At 67.2% G+C, this 17,344-nt stretch carries 14 protein-coding genes; 2 read left to right on the forward strand and 12 right to left on the reverse strand.

Going from position 1 to position 17,344, the window contains the following annotated elements:
- Nucleotides 1-185: 185 nt before the first annotated feature.
- The 5 genes from drt3b to ACFVNO_RS27605 all read right to left on the reverse strand — a co-directional run bounded on the left by drt3b (nt 186) and on the right by ACFVNO_RS27605 (nt 6,984).
- Nucleotides 186-2,225, reverse strand: coding sequence for an antiviral reverse transcriptase Drt3b (gene drt3b, locus ACFVNO_RS27585; protein WP_378896896.1), 2,040 nt, complete (start codon nt 2,223-2,225; stop codon nt 186-188).
- A complete protein-coding gene (gene drt3a / locus ACFVNO_RS27590) occupies nt 2,206-3,558 on the reverse strand; it encodes an antiviral reverse transcriptase Drt3a (RefSeq protein ID WP_378896899.1) in 1,353 nt (450 codons plus the stop codon). Before drt3a ends, drt3b begins: the two co-directional genes overlap by 20 nt.
- Nucleotides 3,559-4,200: 642 nt before the next feature.
- Nucleotides 4,201-5,415, reverse strand: coding sequence for an amidohydrolase (locus tag ACFVNO_RS27595; protein WP_355268404.1), 1,215 nt, complete (start codon nt 5,413-5,415; stop codon nt 4,201-4,203).
- The gene (locus tag ACFVNO_RS27600; protein WP_378896904.1) at nt 5,412-6,167 is read right to left on the reverse strand and encodes a hypothetical protein; all 756 of its coding nucleotides are present in this window, start codon (nt 6,165-6,167) and stop codon (nt 5,412-5,414) included. Before ACFVNO_RS27600 ends, ACFVNO_RS27595 begins: the two co-directional genes overlap by 4 nt.
- Nucleotides 6,168-6,195: 28 nt before the next feature.
- Nucleotides 6,196-6,984 (reverse strand): DUF5058 family protein, encoded by a 789-nt coding sequence (locus tag ACFVNO_RS27605; RefSeq protein WP_355268398.1) that lies wholly within the window; start codon nt 6,982-6,984, stop codon nt 6,196-6,198.
- Nucleotides 6,985-7,225: 241 nt separating this feature from the next.
- Between ACFVNO_RS27605 and ACFVNO_RS27610 the strand changes: the two genes are divergently transcribed.
- Nucleotides 7,226-8,683 (forward strand): amidase family protein, encoded by a 1,458-nt coding sequence (locus ACFVNO_RS27610; RefSeq protein WP_355268395.1) that lies wholly within the window; start codon nt 7,226-7,228, stop codon nt 8,681-8,683.
- A 76-nt stretch (nt 8,684-8,759) separates the two neighbouring features.
- On the opposite strand, the gene ACFVNO_RS27615 is transcribed toward ACFVNO_RS27610, so the two are convergent.
- The 6 genes from ACFVNO_RS27615 to ACFVNO_RS27640 form a co-directional block, all read right to left on the reverse strand.
- Complete coding sequence (locus ACFVNO_RS27615; RefSeq protein WP_220564114.1) at nt 8,760-9,716, reverse strand: Lrp/AsnC family transcriptional regulator; 957 nt, start codon at nt 9,714-9,716, stop codon at nt 8,760-8,762.
- A gap of 1 nt (nt 9,717) precedes the next feature.
- Entirely contained in the window at nt 9,718-10,065 is a 348-nt protein-coding gene (locus ACFVNO_RS27620) for a ribosomal protein L7/L12 (RefSeq protein WP_355268391.1), read from the reverse strand.
- An 87-nt stretch (nt 10,066-10,152) separates the two neighbouring features.
- Entirely contained in the window at nt 10,153-10,884 is a 732-nt protein-coding gene (locus ACFVNO_RS27625) for an ABC transporter permease (RefSeq protein ID WP_355268388.1), read from the reverse strand.
- Nucleotides 10,884-11,654 (reverse strand): ABC transporter ATP-binding protein, encoded by a 771-nt coding sequence (locus tag ACFVNO_RS27630; RefSeq protein ID WP_378896912.1) that lies wholly within the window; start codon nt 11,652-11,654, stop codon nt 10,884-10,886. Before ACFVNO_RS27630 ends, ACFVNO_RS27625 begins: the two co-directional genes overlap by 1 nt.
- Before the next feature lie 159 nt (nt 11,655-11,813).
- Nucleotides 11,814-12,359, reverse strand: a complete 546-nt coding sequence (locus ACFVNO_RS27635; RefSeq protein WP_355268511.1) for a lytic polysaccharide monooxygenase auxiliary activity family 9 protein — start codon at nt 12,357-12,359, stop codon at nt 11,814-11,816.
- 539 nt (nt 12,360-12,898) lie between these two features.
- On the reverse strand, nt 12,899-13,414 hold the full coding sequence (locus ACFVNO_RS27640; protein WP_378896915.1) for a hypothetical protein: 516 nt from the start codon (nt 13,412-13,414) through the stop codon (nt 12,899-12,901).
- 72 nt (nt 13,415-13,486) lie between these two features.
- Here ACFVNO_RS27640 and ACFVNO_RS27645 point away from each other — a divergent pair, with 72 nt between their 5' ends.
- Nucleotides 13,487-14,335, forward strand: coding sequence for an oxygenase MpaB family protein (locus ACFVNO_RS27645; RefSeq protein ID WP_355268379.1), 849 nt, complete (start codon nt 13,487-13,489; stop codon nt 14,333-14,335).
- On the opposite strand, the gene ACFVNO_RS27650 is transcribed toward ACFVNO_RS27645, so the two are convergent.
- Nucleotides 14,268-17,249 carry a BTAD domain-containing putative transcriptional regulator gene (locus ACFVNO_RS27650; RefSeq protein ID WP_378896918.1) on the reverse strand — a complete coding sequence of 994 codons (2,982 nt, stop codon included), beginning with the start codon at nt 17,247-17,249 and terminating at the stop codon, nt 14,268-14,270. The genes ACFVNO_RS27645 and ACFVNO_RS27650 overlap by 68 nt on opposite strands.
- Between the last annotated feature and the right edge of the window lie 95 nt (nt 17,250-17,344).

Raw genomic sequence — 17,344 nt, forward strand, 5'->3', positions numbered from 1 at the left:
CCGCCAAGCACACTAATGCCTAACACGCTGACCATTCACGGATACAATGGGTATTGATTTCGCTTGCTCGGTCAACTTGGGTGCTTGGGCAGGCGCCTAGAGACGCCTGCCCAAGGGAGCAATTCTGTGGGCATCATGCTCAGCGCTGGTGTGTGCCCCTATAGAGGGATTGCCCACGCGCGGGGTCAGTATACCTCATGCTGCCGCTTCTCTTGCAAGGCAGAGTACAGACTGAAGCGCTGCCAATTGATATTTCCATAGACCCCCCTCCCGAAAAGCTCCTGAGGATCACCACTCCCACGATATCCGTAATATCCAAGAATTATCTTCTTGAAATCATCATCAACAAAAGGACAGGTTACTATATTAAGATTCACAATAGAGCGCTCGGCGTCGTTAATTGGACGGCTCTGAAGACAATCAATCCACTGCATGCAAGCTTCACGAAGTCCGGGGTATTCTCCAGAATTTTTCATATGCAGAAGCATACTAAAGAGCATGAATGCATTCATATCAACCGGAGGAAAAAAATCACTACCCTCCTTCGAGAAACCGCAAGAATCTGCTAACTCTTGTTCGCTCAAAGAATATGAAGGACCCAAGTCACTCAGGCAGTCTAGAAGTGTGGCAGTGATTACACTGGATTGATGGCCGCCCCTGGACCTATCCAATTGAAATACCAACTCTTCTCGGATCCCCATCTCCAGTCGCTCACGCTCATGCAGTGGAACGCCATCGGATTTGCAGTATTTGAGAACCGAGCTAACTATTCTCGCCACCTTGACCGACGGCGTCATTCGTGGATCCCCTGAATATACAAAAAAAGCTAGTTCGACTAGAGCCATTAGCGCGCCGGTAATAGACCTGGCACTCTTTATTTGCTCCTCAATGGGAAAATTTTCATAATTGCCCCAAGATTCTTTAGCTACACCAATAAGCTTCTCGACAAGAGTCTCCGTGTGAGTCAGCGCGAAGCTAGCCACGTCAGAGTGTTTAACTCCTGTGCCTACTAGCAAACTCTTGTAATCAACGATTATTTTATTGGCCTTGATGTACGGCCTTGGAAGGCCCTCGTTAGGGTTCTCATCACCTATCCGGCTTACGCCCTCGAGAATTAGATTAGGTATACGCTGCTTGGCGACCGTGATGGGGGATAGCCAAGGCGTATATTCCCCCTCTTCTTTATTGGGGTTCAAGTGCAATTTGAACTTGCGAAGACTACGCGCGAGAACATCGAGAATTGCTTGCTTGTTTGACTCGGAGGCCAAAAAAACAAAGTAGTCATCAACATACCGCAGAATCTTATAGTCCTTATCATTAAGCAAGTTTTTCTTTCTGAGTTCCGACTCCACTTCTACATCGACGGATTGCAATATAAGTTCAGCAAATATCCTAGAGAATTCTGGGCCAATCAGGATACCGCTAGTCTCACTATGATTCATTCGCTGCATTAAATTATCAAAACCTCCACCGAAGCTTCCTTTGGATTTCACAATGTTGGTTTTGACAAACTCGTGACCATGAACAGCCCAGGCCACTGAGTGTGTATAAATACTATCGAAGCATTTGGTGACATCCGCTTTAAAGAGATAACCGAACTTTCGCTCGTAGGATCGATACTCTTTGGAATCATAGAACCTATACAAAAGACTATATTTCTCATACTTAAAGTAGGAACGGAGCCACTCATATTCATGCCGATCTTCCTCGGCCCCGTCTAGCTCTTTTCTTCTATCATCGAATAGCCAATCCCGGACAACGCTGTAGCGAGCAACTCGAACAGGGGACCTCAAAGAGAAAGACCCCCTAGATGTGTAATAAAGCATCAAATTTGAGTACCTCGAATAGAAATCCATCACTTCCACTTGAGCCCTGGGGTGAGGCATAGAAAGCGTTACCAGCTTATTAGACTGATGCCTGATAGTGAAATTAAAAGGAACCGTGAAGTCTGACCTTCCCCTCGGGAGCACAACATTTATTCGATTGGTCTTTTTGTCATCTTTTTTAACTTCTATCTTTTTGCCGAGGATTATAGAAAGATAGGCCACCTCAAGAGAACTCAACCCGAAAGCCTTAATTTCACTTTCAGAGCAAACGACTCTTTTGGCATTCAGAAAATCATAGAAACCTCTGTTGTTGAAACTGGGAGGCACTTCATAAGGAAGCACTTCACTAAGTAGAACTCGAGAATCTTTTTTTCTGATATTAATTTTCTTCTTGCTCATGCCAGACTCCAACTATCCTGCGCAACTGGGTTGCCGAGAAATTATAGAATGACCGCTTCTGAAAACCCTCTTCGAAAGAGAGCTTGGATATCTTCCCTCTGAGGTCTTCTGGAACTTCAAAACGGGACAAACAGTAATCTAAATACTTATCGAGTCCTTGCAGATCTTTGAAATCTGTCAAATGAGAGTTCGTAAAATACACGCCAACCAAGGCATTTCTTTTATTATTAAAAAGCTTGGTATTTCCAGTCAGGAACTTCAAACGGTCTATAAGCAACTTCCTCTTTGCATGGTTCGCACCATTTTTCTCGGCCACAGACCAAGCTTTCAACGACCGATCGATCCTATCCTTAATTCTCCTCACCCTGCGACTGCTCATCTTAACTTTGACTCTTCCTGAATAAGATATCGAGTAGCCGAGGAACTCAAAACTAGAAAATGAGTTTGAATCATCTAATTCTCGAAAAAACTCTTTCTTATCGTTCGCCTCCAGGCCAATTTCTGATAGCTTTTCCCTTATGACGTTAAAAAAGTCTTCTTTGGATCGAGGATTTGCATCATTCGCACTGAAAACGACTACTATATCATCCACATAACGGGCATAGTAGAGTACATCCTCAGCCTCCTGCAAGGATCTATCCACGTGAGATATGAATAGCTCGCTTAGCTTTGAGCTGAGCCCTACACCAACAGGCAGACCTCTGCGGCTTCCAGTTATTTCGGAGTACTCATGAAGCAGCTTGTCGATTAATTTCTTGGAAAGGGGATTCAATTTTGAATCCGCAATCATAGCGGAGATAATAGAATGATCGATACTGCCATAAAAATCCTTAACATCCGTCCTCACGACTACCTTAGGCATATCATTATCGATTACAGCGACGAGCGAAGAAATGATCTGACTTCTTGAATTTTGGCGTCGCGGCATAACACTTTGCAGGTTCCTTTGCATTTGTTTATCAACAAAGAAAAATTTCGGCCCCTCTCCAAGGCGATAGGTCTGCCTCCCGCCGACCTCGGATCCGAGTTCCAAGCACCAAGAAAAAATATCCTCCTCCATATCGGATACGATCTCCAGGCTTGTCGCTGTCAAGTATTCAGAAATAAGCTTTTCGGCTTCCCTCTTTATTTCACCAAGCTTTTTTCGGGTCCGATTGTAGGTCTCTTGATCAAGCCCACCTTCCCTTATTACAGCTCGAAGCCCATCCCTTTCGCTTTTATAAAGTTTATAACTTTCTTCAAGTTCAGGAAAAAGAGAGAATAGATAATTTCCTTTGCGTGTCTGGATGTCCCAGATTCGACGGAGGTTTACTAGGGAGAAGCTATAATCCATCAGTATCTTTGCTGAGTCGAGCTGTATGGGATCAAGGCGACGGCGCAAGCGCCGTCGCGGTGGCCCTCGTCCGTGGCTCGGGCTGCGGGCTGACGCCCGGTCCCGAGCACACGGCCGGTGGCCGTGCGCACGCAACGTCTCTCGGACGAGCCCGTACGGCGAGCGGGACCAGAGCCACCCGAGACATCTATGGTGACTCAGGGCACAGGTGCCTGTCAGGACCTTTGGTCCCAATGGTTGATGACGTGTTCAGATCCCGGGGCACCCGATGGCGCGGCACGGACTGTCTGGAGTGGCCGGCCCCGGCGCCATCGGGCACCCCGGACCGAAGACGATGGTTACCGAAGACCTGGGCTGAGGCAGCATGGTTCAGGCGTGCGGAGCAGGCCAGCTCACTCGAGGTAGACGCCCTGCGGCTGGGGCCGGAGCAATGCACATTCAATGCACATGGGTCCGAGAGAGGCCGGGAAGCGGTGGGAAGCGTCCGGGGAGAATGTCGAGGTCAGGGACGGTTTCCGGGCTCGGGCCGCAGACCGCCGGAGGGCCCCGGTACGGGAAGGGGTCGTGGGTTCAAATCCCGCCACCCCGACAGAGCGAGAGGCCGGTCCTTCGGGACCGGCCTCTCGGCGTTCGCGGGGTCCGTCAGGGCTTGGTGCCGAGGTAGGCGAGGATGCCGGCGACGGCGGCGCGGGTGCCGGTGGTGAGGGTGGGTTCCATGAGCGGGCCGAAGAACGGGGAGTGGTTGACCGGGGGCTCGCCCGCGTCGGGGTCGAAGCCGCCGAACATCCAGTAGACCGCGGGCACGCCGATGGAGTCGGCCAGGTGGCCGAAGTCCTCGCTGCCCATCACCGGTTCGCCGACGGACACGTTGTCCTCGCCGAGCTCGGCGCGCAGCGCCGCCTCGACGCGGGCGGCGGCGCCGGGGTCGTTGTAGCAGCGCGGGAAGGTGTAGATCTCCTCCACCAGCGGCTCCGGGGCGTTGGAGGCGGCGGCCTCGGCGGCGATGATCCGGCGGACCGCTGCGAGCACCTGCTCGCGCACGTCCTCCTCGAAGGAGCGGATGTTGAGGGTGAGCACCGCCCGGTCCGGGATGATGTTCTCCTTCAGCCCCGCGTGGAAGGTGCCGGAGGTGATGACCGCCGGGGAGCGCGGGTCCAGCTCGCGGGACACGATGGTCTGGAGGCGGGCGATCACGTGCGCGCCGAGCACGATGGGGTCGATCGAGGACTGCGGCTGCGAACCGTGGGACTGTCTGCCGTACAGGGTCACGCGCAGCGCGTCGGCCATGGCCATCGCGGTGCCGTGGGAGATGGTGACGCTCCCGGCGCGCGAGGGCATGACGTGCTGGCCCAGGACTACCTCGGGGCGCGGGGCGCGGTCCCACAGGCCGTCGTCGACCATGGCCCGGGCGCCCGCGGCCGTCTCCTCCCCCGGCTGGAACACGAGCACCAGGGTCCCGGACCACTCGCCGGCGCGGCCGAGCAGTTCGCGGGCGGCGGTGAGCAGGGACGTGACGTGGGTGTCGTGCCCGCAGCCGTGCATGACGGGCACCTCGGTGCCGTCCTCCAGGGTGCCGGTGGCGGTGCTGGCGTACTCCAGTCCGGTGTCCTCGGCGATGGGCAGCCCGTCGGTGTCGGCGCGGAACGCGACGACGGGCCCCTCGCCGTTGCGGACGACGCCCACCACACCGGTGCCGCCGCAGCGGAAGTTCTCGATGCCCAGGTCGTCGAGCTCGGCCGCGATGAAGTCGGCGGTGGCGTGCTCCTGCATGGACAGCTCGGGGTGGGTGTGCAGGTGCCGGTAGATCCGGTGCATGCGCTCGGGGTCGGTGACGGCGGGTACTGTCTCGGCGGTCATCGGCGGCCTTCCTCTGGGGTCGGGGCGGGTTCGGGGGCGTTGTCGGCGGCGGTCCCGTGCACGATACGGCGGTCGCGCAGGAACCAGGCCAGGACCATCGTCACCGCCACGCACAGGGCGGTGGAGAAGAGGGCCAGCCCCGGTGCGAGGGGGAGCAGGGCGAACTGTACGGCCAGCGCCACGGCCACGGCGATGGCGGTGGTGCGGTACCGGCGCATGGTGACGATGCACTGCACCAGCACCCCGCCCATGACGGCGGGCAGGATGTACAGCCGGGCGACCTCGATCAGCCCGGCGGGCAGCGCGGAGATCAGCCAGGTGCCCAGCAGCCCGACGCCGACCAGCAGCGACGTCAGGTGCACGGTGGCCGCCCCGCAGATGGCCATCACCGCGGTCAGGTCGCCGCGCCGGGTGCCCGGCCGGGCGTCGACGCTGGCCTGGGCGACGACCGCGGCGGGCAGCAGCTTGTTGGAGATGTTGCCGATCATGAACGCCTGGTACATGGCCGCCGGGCCCAGGATGGGGTAGTAGGTCAGCGGTTCCAGCACCCAGAACACGCCGAAGGTGGCGGCGACGGCGAGGAACGCGACCCAGATCCGGGCGGCGTCCAGTCCCAGGTCGGCGAAGAACGCCAGGTAGAGGGGCCCGGCCAGGGAGAGTGCCAGCCCGGCGACCATGGTCGCCCGTCCCCACCGTGAGGTGGTGTTCTCGAACGCCGCCATGGCGGTGGCGCCGGTGTCGTCCGCGGTCATGTCGTCTTCTCCACTCGCTTGCGGGGGCTCACGCCGTGTGGGCCAGGTAGGCGACGGCCAGGGCCGTGATGACGGCGAACCCGAGCGCCCATTCCTTGAGCCAGGACGCCTTGAGGGCGCGGGCCAGGACGAGGCACCCGGCCATCACGGCGGCGGAGGTGAGCGCGGTGGCCGCGTGGATCCCGGACTTGGGCAGTTCGGTGACGGTCAGCATGGCGAACGCGCCGAGCAGTGCGGCGGCGGGGACGACCGCCATCACGGCCGGGTTCACCGCGTCCAGCTTCTTGCCGCCGCGCTTGAGCAGGGGGGTCAGGACCAGGGTGGCGAGCATCCACATGCCGCCGGACAGGCTCATGGCCACGAAGGCCAGGGCGAAGACGGAGGGGGAGTAGCCGTCGCCGCCCAGGGTGGCGCCGACCGTGCCCGCGGCGACGCCGGCCGAGGCGACCTCGGTGCTCGCCGAGCCGATCAGTCCGATGCGGACGAGCACGGCGGGCGCGCCGAAGAGGGCGAGCAGGGCGACCGCCACCAGGACGACGGCGAGCGAGGGTCCGATGGAGGCCACGGCCCCGGCGCGGTAGGCGTTCCGGAGCTCGTCCCGGCTCATGCCGACGTCGGGTCCGGCGACCCGGGCGGCCCGCATGTAGATGAAGGTCTGGACGAAGATGACGGCGAAGACGCCGAGCGCGCACAGCCACAGGACCGGGGTCCCGGACACCTCCGCGATGCCGTCCGCCGCCGCGGCGGCGGGCGCCGGGACGGTTTCGGCCGCGGAGGTGAGCGCGGTGGCGGCGACCGTGGGGACAGGGGGTGCCATACCTGAGGACGCTCCTTCCCGAGGTGGGCGGGGTGCGTTCTGCTCCCCGATTGCGCCAACCCTCGGGCAGTGGTCTCCGGGGTGGCAAGGGATGCGGGAAATCGCCACGGACGTGGCCGTTTCCCGCAAAGTGCGACACATCACCCCGCACCGTTCCGGCGCGCGCCGCCACCGCGGAAACTGGGCGCGTCGAGTCCGGGCCGCTGACGGGCCCGGAGCGGTGGAGGAATTCGGAGGACCCATGGACGGGATTGAGCGGATGTCGGCGGCGGAGCTGGTCGGTGCGATCCGCCGACGCGAGGTCTCCGCGCGGGAGGCCGTCACCGCGCACCTGGAGCGGATCGCGGAGGTGGACCCGGCCGTCAACGCCGTGGTCACCGTGGACCCGGAGCGGGCTCTGGAGGCGGCCGACGCGGCCGACCGGCTCACCGCCTCGGGGGCGGACCTGCCGCCCCTGCACGGCCTGCCGATGACCCACAAGGACACGCACGCGGTGGCGGGGATGCGCAGCACCAACGGCTCCCCGGTGCTGGCGGACCACGTGCCGGAGGAGGACGACCTGCTCGTCTCCCGGCTGCGCGGAGCGGGGGTCATCGCCACCGGCAAGAGCAACGTCCCGGAGTTCGGTGCCGGGTCGCACACGTTCAACGAGGTCTTCGGCACCACCACCAACCCGTACGACCCCTCGCGCAGCGCGGGCGGCTCCTCGGGCGGGGTGGCCGCGGCGATCGCCGCCGGGATCCAGCCGCTGGGCGAGGGCTCGGACATGGGCGGGTCTCTGCGCATCCCGGCGTCCTTCTGCAACGTGGTCGGTTTCCGTCCCTCCTACGGAGTGATCCCGGCGCCCGCCGCCGACAACGACCACGCGTGGCTGGCCCGTACCGGGCCGATGGCCCGCGAGGTGTCCGACATCGCCCTGTTCATGTCCGCGGTCGCCGGCCCGTCGGAGCGGGTGCTGCCCCCGGCACCGCTGACCGGGGCCGATTTCGCGGGCCCTGTGGTCGGCGACCTGCGCGGGGTGCGGATCGGGTGGAGCCCGGACCTGGGGATGGGCGTGCCGGTGGAACCGGAGGTCCTGGCGGTGCTGACCGAGCGGCTGCGCGTGTTCGAGGACGCGGGTGCGGTGGTGGAGGAGGCCGCCCCGGACCTCGCCGGAGCCGACGAGGTGTTCCACACCACCCGGGCCCTGGACTTCGCCTCCGCGCTGGGCCCGCTGGTCCGCGCCCACCGCGACCTGGTCAAGCCGGAGGTGGTCTGGAACGTGGAGGCGGGGTGGGGGCTGAGCGCTCAGCGGATCATCGACGCGGCCGCGGCGCGGACCCGGCTGGCCGCCGCGGTCCGGCGGTTCTACCAGCGCTACGACCTCTTCCTCTCCCCCGCGGCGCAGGTGCTGCCGTTCGACGCGCGGCTGCGGTACCCGGAGCGGATCAACGGCGTGGAGTCCACGACCTACCTGGACTGGATGCGGTCGGCCTGCCTGCTGTCCGCGACCGGCCTGCCGGTGCTGGCGATGCCCGCCGGGTTCACTCCGGGCGGGCTCCCGGTGGGCTTCCAGATGGCGGTGGACCACTACCGGGACGTGGAGCTGCTCCGCTACGCCAAGGCGTTCGAGGACCGGACGCGGTGCGCGGACCGCAGGCCGGACATCGGCGCCGGCCAGCGGCTGCGGCCGGTGGCGACCGCGGCGGCCACCGCGTAGCGGGCCGCAGGGGCCCGTCCGGCTCGCGGCCCGTCCGGGTGGCGCGCCGGGCGGGCCGCCGGGGCGGGCGGCCGGATCAGCCCGCGGACAGCATCCGGCCGCCGCGTTTGCGGGCGTGCAGCAGCAGGGTGGTCTCCACGGCGTCGACCTGCTCGGCCCAGGGCGTGTCGGTGACGAACCGGTAGAGCGCCGCGGTGTCGGGCACCGTCACGTTGGCCACGATCTGGTGGTCCCCGGCCAGCGCGGCGGCGTAGCGCACCTCCCGCGCCCCGGCCAGCTCCCGGCCGATGCCGTCCACCCGGTGGGGCGCGGAGCGGATCCACAGCATGGCCTCCACCGGCAGCCCGACCAGCGCGGGCTCCACGAGGGCGCGCAGGTGGATGTGGCCGCGGCGCAGCAGCCAGTCGGTGCGGCGGCTCGCCGTGCTCTCGGAGACGCCGGTGCGCCGGGCGATCTCCTCGAACCCGGCCCGCCCGTTCTCCGCCAGCACCCCGGCGATCTGGAGGTCCTGCGCGGTGAGCTCGCCCTGGTCCGGGAACCCGCCGCGGTCCGCGGAGTACTCGCGGGCCAGGGCGTCGGACTGGGCGGTCGTCAACGGCCCGAAGCGCCAGCCGCGGATGGTGCGGAAGTACCGCAGCACCGGGTAGCTCACCGCGGCCCGCAGGCCCACGGTGGCCGGGATCTCCGTGCCGAGCACCTGCGGCAGCCGCTCCGCGTCGAACATCAGCTCGGCGACGCAGTCGGTGCCGCCGGTGGTCATGTAGGCGAAGGTGCAGTCGGCGCGCTGGGCCAGGGACTCGGTGGTCATGCGCGCGGTGCCGGGCGCGCAGCGGACCCGCAGCAGGGTGGACGCCGATTGGGGGAGTATCCCGGCGACGGTGACGTCCCCGGAGGCCAGCAGCTGGTTGCCGCGCCGGGCGACGGTGCGCTCGGGCTCGGCGAGCACGGTGGCGATCCGGCGCCAGGAGGCCCGGCCGTCGATCTGCAGCGCGGCGGCGATGCGCTGCTCCAGCCCGTCCAGCCTGCGGTTCATCTCATCGGCCGAGGCTGTCGATGAACCGCGCGGACTCGGTCTCGGTCATGCCGGTCTCGCGGGAGACCAGGACGACGGCGTCGGCGACGCGGTCCTGTCCGAGCAGTTCGCGGACCCGGTCGGCGAGGCTGCGGCCGGGTGCCGGCTCGACGGGGACGCGGCGCCCCTCCTCCAGTGCCTCCACCGTGTACTTGGCCTCGGCCAGCCCCATGCCGGTGCGCTCGCGCACGAGCTTGATGGCCTCGATCTTGCGCCGGTCGCGGACGAGGACGAGCACCCGGTCCACGGTGTCCTGGTCCAGCGGCCGGGCCGGTGCCGGGGGTCGGCGCAGGCCGTCGAAGAAGCCCATGATCCGTTTCGCCCTTCCTGGTGCGGGGGTGCGGGGAAGCGTTCCGTTCCGCCGCAGTGTAGCCCCGCCACCAGGGACGCCCTGCTCCTAGGGTGTCCGGCGGCGCAGGGTGGCCGCCCCCAGGAGCAGCGCCAGCACGGCGGAGCCCAGGACGATCCCGGTGTCCACGAGCAGGTCTCCGGTCACCTCGGGCCGCTCCACCGCCTCGGTGATGGCGTCCACCGCGTAGGACAGGGGCATCACCGCGGAGACCAGGTACAGGGCGTCGGCCATGTCCTCGCGCGGGGCGAACAGCCCGCACAGCAGGACCTGCGGCATGACGAACGCCGGCATGAACTGCACCACCTGGAACTCGCTGCGGGCGAACGCGCTGGCGAACAGCCCCAGCGCGACCCCCAGCAGCGCGTCGGCCAGGGAGATCGCGCCGAGCGTCCACAGCGACCCCTCGGTCTCCATGCCCAGCCACAGCGCCACCGCGATCACCACGGCCACCTGGGCGACGGCGACCAGGCCGAACGCCAGGGCGTACCCGAGGAGCAGGTCGAACCGGCCCACCGGCAGGGTCATGAGCCGTTCCAGGGTGCCGCTGCGGCGCTCGCGCAGGGTCGCGATCGAGGTGATCAGGAACAGCACCACGAACGGGAAGATCGCCACCAGCTGCGGGGCCAGCCGGGCGAAGAACGCCTCGTCGTCGAAGACGAAGCGCAGCAGCACCAGCAGCAGCGACGGGACGAGCAGCAGCAGGGCGACCGTGCGCGGGTCGTGGCGGAGCTGGCGCAGGATGCGCAGCGCGGTGGCGCCGGTGAGGGCGGGGTGCATCAGCCCTCACCCCCGCCGGGGGTACCGGGCGCCGGGCGCTCGTGGCGGCCGCGCCCCGGGCCGGGTTCGCGGACGATCCGGAGGAAGGCCTGTTCCAGGTCCTGCACGCCGGTGCGCGCCCGCAGCCGCGCGGGCGTCTCCTCGGTGACCAGGCGGCCCTCGCGCATCAGCACGAGCCGGTCGCAGCGCCCGGCCTCCTCCATCACGTGGCTGGAGACCAGCAGGGTGGTGCCGCGGTCGCGGAGTCCGTGGAAGAGCGACCACAGTTCTTCGCGCAGCACCGGGTCCAGTCCCACGGTCGGCTCGTCCAGGACCAGCAGCCGCGGCTTCCCCAGCAGGGCGACCGCCAGGCTGACGCGGGCGTGCTGGCCGCCGGACAGGTCGCCCGCCGGGCGGCGGGCCAGGTCGGCTAGCCCGACCTCCGCCATGACCCGGTCCGGATCGGTCCGGGGCGCCCGCAGGACGGAGGCGAAGTAGGAGAGGTTCTCCCGGACGGTGAGGTCGGCGTAGACCGAGGGCGTCTGGGCCGCGTAGCCGATCAGGGTGCGCAGCGGGGCCGCTCCGGCCGGGTGGCCGAGCACCGTGACGGTGCCGGCGGAGATCCGCTGCACTCCGGTGATCGCGCGCATGAGCGTGGTCTTGCCGCTGCCGCTGGGTCCGAGCAGGCCGACCACCTCGCCCGCCGGAACGCTCAGATCGAGTCCGGTGAGCACGTCCCGTTCGCCGCGGCGAACGGTCAGCCCGGTCACCGTGACCGCATCGGTGTCCATGTTCGGACGGTAGGCCGCTTTCACCGCCGGATCAACGCGCCGGGCCAGGTCACGGCCCCGGATGCGGATCCGCTCAGCGGTCGGCGGTCCCGGAACCGCCGCGGCCCCCGGCCCGGGTGCGGGGCCGGGCCGGGGGCCGCACGGGGGGTGCGGCGGGGGTCAGCTGCGGACGTTGACGTCGATGCAGGCGTAGAAGGCGTTGGCCGTGTCGTAGACGTTCCACACCGCGAGGATCTTCTGCGGGCCGCTGTAGCCGGACAGGTCCAGGGTGTGGGAGAAGGTCGAGGGCGGCTGCGCGCCGCCGTCGTCGAAGACGGCGATCCGCTGGCCGCCGATGAAGTACTCCCAGGTGGAGGTGCGGTGGTTGGCCGTGATGGTCCAGGTGAAGGACTGGGTGCGGCCGACGTCGGTCCGCTGCCAGCCCCGGCTGTCGTCGTCCAGCTCGGAGAATCGGGCGTTGCCGCCGGAACAGCTGGTCAGGCCCTTGGGGCCCTCGACGCTCTGCGGCTCCCACTGGATGGAACCGCACTCGACGATTCCGGCGGCGCACTGCGCCTGGCGGCTCGGCGGGTTGGAGATGTAGCCGTGCGCGTTGGCCGTGCCCATGGGCATGAGGCCGAAGAAGAGGGTGGTGGCGGCGGCGAGCGCCGTCGCGGCGCGGAGCGAACGGTGCTTGCGGGGGCTGTCGTTCCTGCGGGTCTGCATGCGGGGCCCTTCTGTGTGGGTCAAGGTCCCGATGGTGTGGGGGCACACCGGGGGACGCGTAGCGGGATGACCCGGACCGTTCCCGGTCCAGGGCCGGGCTGGGCGCTCGGGGTTCGGATGGGCCCCGGGCACCGGACGGCGTCGTCCCGGAAACCCCTGTGCACCGGGGGTTCCCGCCCGTTGCGGAAGACCGTAGGCAGGCTGTGACGAAGAGTGCAAGGGGCCTGGTGACACGGGAGGGGAGGGTGGGACCGGACCGCCTTCCGGACCACTGCGCGCTTTCCGACCACTGGTACGGGTGGCGACCGGCCGGGCACGTGGAGTGAGAGCAGGAGCGATGGGGGCACCGGCGTGCGGGCGGTCCGGCCGCAGAGAGGTGTAGACCAATCCGGGCCGATGGGGGTCCGACCACTGGACCTCACCAAAGGGATAGTTTTCCCTTACCCGGCCCTTGAAGCCCGTCTCACGGGAACCCGGCCGCCCCCGGAACCGACCCCGGAACCGACGCCGGAGCCGGTCCGGCCGGACCGGCTCCGGCGTCAGTCCGAGAAGCCCGGGGTGTCCGGATGGTCGAACCGGAACGGCACCCCGAGCCGGGCGGCGAGGGCCGTACCGGCCTCGCGCCCCTCCACGGCCTCCGGCCAGGGCGGGACCCGGCCGTTGAAGAGCCTCAGGTCGCCGCCGCGCCGGATCCGCCCCAGGCCCAGGGTCGACCCGTCCTCGCAGTGCGCCTCCAGGACCAGGTACCACCCGAAGTCGTCCCCGTCCCAGACGGCCGCGACCTCCCGGGGCCGGGAGGGGTGCCCCTCGGCCCTGGAGGCCATCTCCTCCACGTCGAGCGGGGGCGTGGGAGGACAGGGGTCGATCCCGAGTTCCCCGAACCGTTCGAGGACCATGTCCCTCGCGTCGTACAGGCTCAGGCCGCCCCGGGGGCGGAACGCCTCCCGGACGGCGATGACCCCCGCGAGGAGGCCGCGCTCCCGGATGGCGGCGTCGACCCGGGCGAGCCCGTCCTCGCCCACCAGCCGCAGGAGGGCGGTGTCGTCGTCGCGCATGTCTCGCATGAGAGAGAAGGTAGGGCGCGTGTCCCTTCTGGAGAAAGCGTTTCGTCTCCTACGATCCTGGACATGGGCCGATCGTCCGATGAATCGCCGCTCCGTCGGATCACCGCGGAGTCCTGCCTCCTGGGCGGGGCCGGGTACGCCGTGCTGCTCCAGATCGCCCACCCCAGCGTCGCCCACGGGGTGTACCACCACAGCGACTTCGAGCACCGCCCCTTCTCCCGGCTCTTCGGCACGCTCGCCTACGTCTACGGGACGGTGTACGGCACCGCCGAGGAGCGCGAACGCCTGCACGCCGTCGTCCGGGCGATGCACAAGAAGGTCACCGGCCCCGGCTACCGCGCCCTGGACGACGACCTCCTGCTGTGGGTGGCCGCGACGCTCTGCCACAACGCCGCCCGCGTGTACACGATGGTGTTCGGCGGGTTCCGCGACGACGAGGAGTACGCGCTCTTCCTGCGGGAGGCGTCGGTGTTCGGCACCGCCCTGGGCCTGCCGGCCGAGGCCTGGCCGAAGACCCCCGAGGCGTTCGACGCCTACTGGGAGGAGGCGTCGGCCCGGCTCGAGGTGGGAGACGAGGCCCGCGACATCACCCGCCGCCTGTTCCGGCCCCGTCAGCCGGTGCTGCGGGCGCTGATGCCCCTCCAGCGGTTGCTCACCGCCGGGCTCCTGCCGGAACGGCTGCGCGACGGGTTCGGCCTGCCCTGGTCGCCGGGGCGGCAACGGCTGTTCGACGGGATCCTCGCCGTCACGCGGGCCGTCTACCCCCGCGTGCCCCGGCCGGTGCGGGTGCTGCCCGCCACCGTGTGCCTGTGGTCGATGCGCCGGTCGGACGGCCCCGCCCGGTTCAGCCGCCGAAGCGGTCGGCCAGGGCCGCGCGGGCGCGCTCGGCGTCGGGCGACCCCACCTCGGTGAGGATCTCCGCCGCCGTGCGCAGCAGCCCCTCGGCCCGGTCGGCGGTCACCGTGGGCGCGGGCAGGGTGCCCAGGGCCAGGCAGGCGCGGGCGACGGTGTAGCGCTCGTCGCGCTCCAAGGCGATGGCGTGCGCCTTCTCCAGGGCGACCGCGGCCTCCTCGTGGTGGCCGGCCTCGGCGTGGGTGATCCCCAGGTCGGTGAGGATCTCGGCGTCGCCGCTGCGGTCCCCGGACTCCTCGGCCAGGGCCAGCGCGGCCCGGTGGGCCTCGACGGCCTCCTCCGGACACCCCGCGGCCCGGTAGGCGATGCCGAGGGAGTTGTGGACGTAGATCCGGCTGCCGACCAACCGCAGCCGCTGGGACAGCTCCAGTGCCTCATCGAGGTCACGCAGCGCCCCCTCGAGGTCCCCCAGACCGACCTTGGCCTCCCCCATGACCCGCTTGACCAGGGCGGCCGACGCTCCCACGTCCTCCTCGGGGGCCGTCTCCAACGACCGCGCCGCGCAGTGCAGGGCCTCCTCGTACTGTCCGAGCGCCTGGCGGACCACCGCGAGGTTGCTCCACTGGAGGGACTCCAGGCGCCGGTCCCCCAGGGCGACCGCGTGGTCGAGCACTCCGCTGATGGCCTCGGCCGAGTCCCGGAGCCTTCCGACCCGCTCGTAGACCATCCCCAGGTTCGCCAGGGCCCGGATGCTGCCCCGGCTGTCCCCCACCGCCGCCAGCAGGTCCCTCGCCTCGGTGAGCATGCGCAGGGCGTCGTCGAACCGCCCCGCGAAGTAGTAGCCGATCCCCAGCCCGATGAGCGTGACGGCCCGCCCCCGCCGGTTCCCCTGCCGGTCGCTGACCTGGAGCGCGCGCTCCTGGGAACTGACGAGCAGGCCCATCTGGCCGTGCAGGGCGTAGAAGCGCCACACCGACTCGGCCATGCGCCAGGCGTGCTCCCCGTTGTCCCGCGAGGCGAAGTAGTCGATGGTGTCGGCCAGGTTCTCCCGGTGCAGGTCGAACCATTCCTCGGCGTCCTCGCGCCGCAGGAGTTCGGTGCGGTACCCGGAGTCGGACCGCTCGTCGTCGTGCAGGGCCCTGGGACCCAACAGGTCGGCGGCGTGCTGGGCGGTCAGCAGGTAGTGCTCCGCCAGCCTGCCCCGGATGCGGTCCACACGTTCGGCGCCGAACTCGGCGGTGGCCCTGTCCAGCGCGAAATCCCTTATGAGGTCGTGCATGCGGTACACGTCCCCCTGGGGTTCGTCGAGCAGGCAGACGCCGACGAGCTCCTGGAGGATGTCGTCGCCCTCCTCCACCGAAACGCCCAGCAGCGCCGCCCCGCCCGCCAGGTCGATGCTGTCGCCGATCATCAGGCCCAGGGTCAGGAAGGCGCTCCGCTGCTCGTCGTTGAGGCTCTGGTACGACAGGTCGATGGCGGTCTCGACGCTCTGGCCGTCCACCTGCAGTTCGCGGAACTTGCGGTTCTGCTCGCCGAGCCGCCGCGCCACGTGCCCGAAGGTCCAGCGGGGGCGGCTGAGCATGCGACCGGCGATCACGCGCAGGGCCAAGGGGAGTCCGCCGCAGATGCGCACGATCTCGCGGGCCAGGTCCTCCTCGGCCCTGACGCGCTCCTCACCCAGGACCCGGGAGAAGAGGTCCAGGGCGGACCGCTCGTCGAACATGCCCAGCGAGAGGAACCGGGCGCCGCTGAGCCCCGACAGCTCGTTGCGGGAGGTGATGAGGGTCAGGGAGCCCGGGGAGGACGGGAGCAGCGGGCTGACCTGGGAGTAGCTGGACGCGTTGTCCAGGATGAGCAGGGTCCGCCGCCCCATGAGGGTGGCGCGCCACAGGGCGGACCGCTCTTCCAGGGACTCGGGAATCGTTTCGGGCGGGACCCCCACCGCGCGCAGGAGGGACCCGAGCGCGGAAGACGGGTCCAGGGGCTCCTTGCCGGCCGTGTACCCGTACAGGTCGATGAAGAGCTGCCCGTCGGGATAACGTTTGGCGGATTCGTAACCGAAATGCACGGCCGTGGTGGTCTTGCCCCCGCCGCCGGCGGCCGTGAGGACGCAGACCTCGGCCCCCTCCTCGTCCGCGAGGGAGATCTTTTCGAGGCTGCGCAGGACGTCCACGCGGCCGGTGAAGTCCGGCAGGTCCCGGGGCAGGTCGTTGCGGACGCGATAGACCGTCTCGGATTCCGTTGGTTCCGTTGCGGTCCGGCGCCCCTGGTCGGCGTCCTCCCGGAGGATGCGCGCGTGCAGGGCCGCCAGTTCGGGACCGGGGTCGACGCCGAGCTCGTCGGCCAGCCGGACCCGGAAGTCCTCGTAGGCGGCCAGGGCGCGGGCCTTCTCGTTGTCGTGCCAGAGCGCCGTGATGAGCAGGTGCTGCAGGCGTTCCCGGAACGGCTCCTCGCGGGCCAGCGGGGTGAGTCGGGAGACGACCTCGGCGTACCGCCCCAGGCCCAGGGCGCACGTCGCCCAGGCGATGACGGCCGACCAGCGCTCCTCCCGGAGGGGGCCGACCACCGTGTGCTCCAGTGCCTCGGAGCCGACCCCGGAGAAGGGGACGCCGCGCCAGCAGGAGAGGGCGCGGTCGAGGAGCTCCAGCGCTTCTTCGGGGGCCGCCCGGGCGGCCTCGTCCCGCAGCCGCCGGAAGCGGTACAGGTCGACGGAGTCGGGATCGGCGTCGAAGATGTAGCCGCCGGCCGTGGTGGAGATACTTCCGGGAATCGATCTGCGCAGGTGGGAGACCTGGACCTGGATGACCGAACGGGCGGTGCGCGGCGGGTCGTCGCTCCACAGGTAGGTGATGAGCCGGTCCACGGTGACCTCTCGGCCGAGGTTCACCAGGAGCGCGCCGAGCACACAGCGCTGGCGTGGTCCGCCGATCGCAACCGGTCGGCCGTCGGACCAGACGGCGATGGGGCCGAGCACACCGAATTCCACAAGGAGCAACCCTAGCAAGCGGAATTCTGGAAAAGCGGAATCCGGGCAAGCCAAAAGCTCCGAGTATCTCCCCCTCTGTCAAA

The sequence above is a fragment of the Nocardiopsis sp. NPDC057823 genome (genome assembly GCF_042797335.1).
GTDB classification, from domain to species: Bacteria; Actinomycetota; Actinomycetes; order Streptosporangiales; family Streptosporangiaceae; genus Nocardiopsis; species Nocardiopsis changdeensis.

Bases quoted from the DNA above. Each gene is read 5' to 3' on its own strand.
- drt3b (WP_378896896.1), bottom strand. From the start codon at position 2,225: ATGAGCAAGAAGAAAATTAATATCAGAAAAAAAGATTCTCGAGTTCTA.
- drt3a (WP_378896899.1), bottom strand. From the start codon at position 3,558: ATGGATTATAGCTTCTCCCTAGTAAACCTCCGTCGAATCTGGGACATC.
- ACFVNO_RS27595 (WP_355268404.1), bottom strand. From the start codon at position 5,415: ATGACCGCCGAGACAGTACCCGCCGTCACCGACCCCGAGCGCATGCAC.
- ACFVNO_RS27600 (WP_378896904.1), bottom strand. From the start codon at position 6,167: ATGACCGCGGACGACACCGGCGCCACCGCCATGGCGGCGTTCGAGAAC.
- ACFVNO_RS27605 (WP_355268398.1), bottom strand. From the start codon at position 6,984: ATGGCACCCCCTGTCCCCACGGTCGCCGCCACCGCGCTCACCTCCGCG.
- ACFVNO_RS27610 (WP_355268395.1), top strand. From the start codon at position 7,226: ATGGACGGGATTGAGCGGATGTCGGCGGCGGAGCTGGTCGGTGCGATC.
- ACFVNO_RS27615 (WP_220564114.1), bottom strand. From the start codon at position 9,716: ATGAACCGCAGGCTGGACGGGCTGGAGCAGCGCATCGCCGCCGCGCTG.
- ACFVNO_RS27620 (WP_355268391.1), bottom strand. From the start codon at position 10,065: ATGGGCTTCTTCGACGGCCTGCGCCGACCCCCGGCACCGGCCCGGCCG.
- ACFVNO_RS27625 (WP_355268388.1), bottom strand. From the start codon at position 10,884: ATGCACCCCGCCCTCACCGGCGCCACCGCGCTGCGCATCCTGCGCCAG.
- ACFVNO_RS27630 (WP_378896912.1), bottom strand. From the start codon at position 11,654: ATGGACACCGATGCGGTCACGGTGACCGGGCTGACCGTTCGCCGCGGC.
- ACFVNO_RS27635 (WP_355268511.1), bottom strand. From the start codon at position 12,359: ATGCAGACCCGCAGGAACGACAGCCCCCGCAAGCACCGTTCGCTCCGC.
- ACFVNO_RS27640 (WP_378896915.1), bottom strand. From the start codon at position 13,414: ATGCGCGACGACGACACCGCCCTCCTGCGGCTGGTGGGCGAGGACGGG.
- ACFVNO_RS27645 (WP_355268379.1), top strand. From the start codon at position 13,487: ATGGGCCGATCGTCCGATGAATCGCCGCTCCGTCGGATCACCGCGGAG.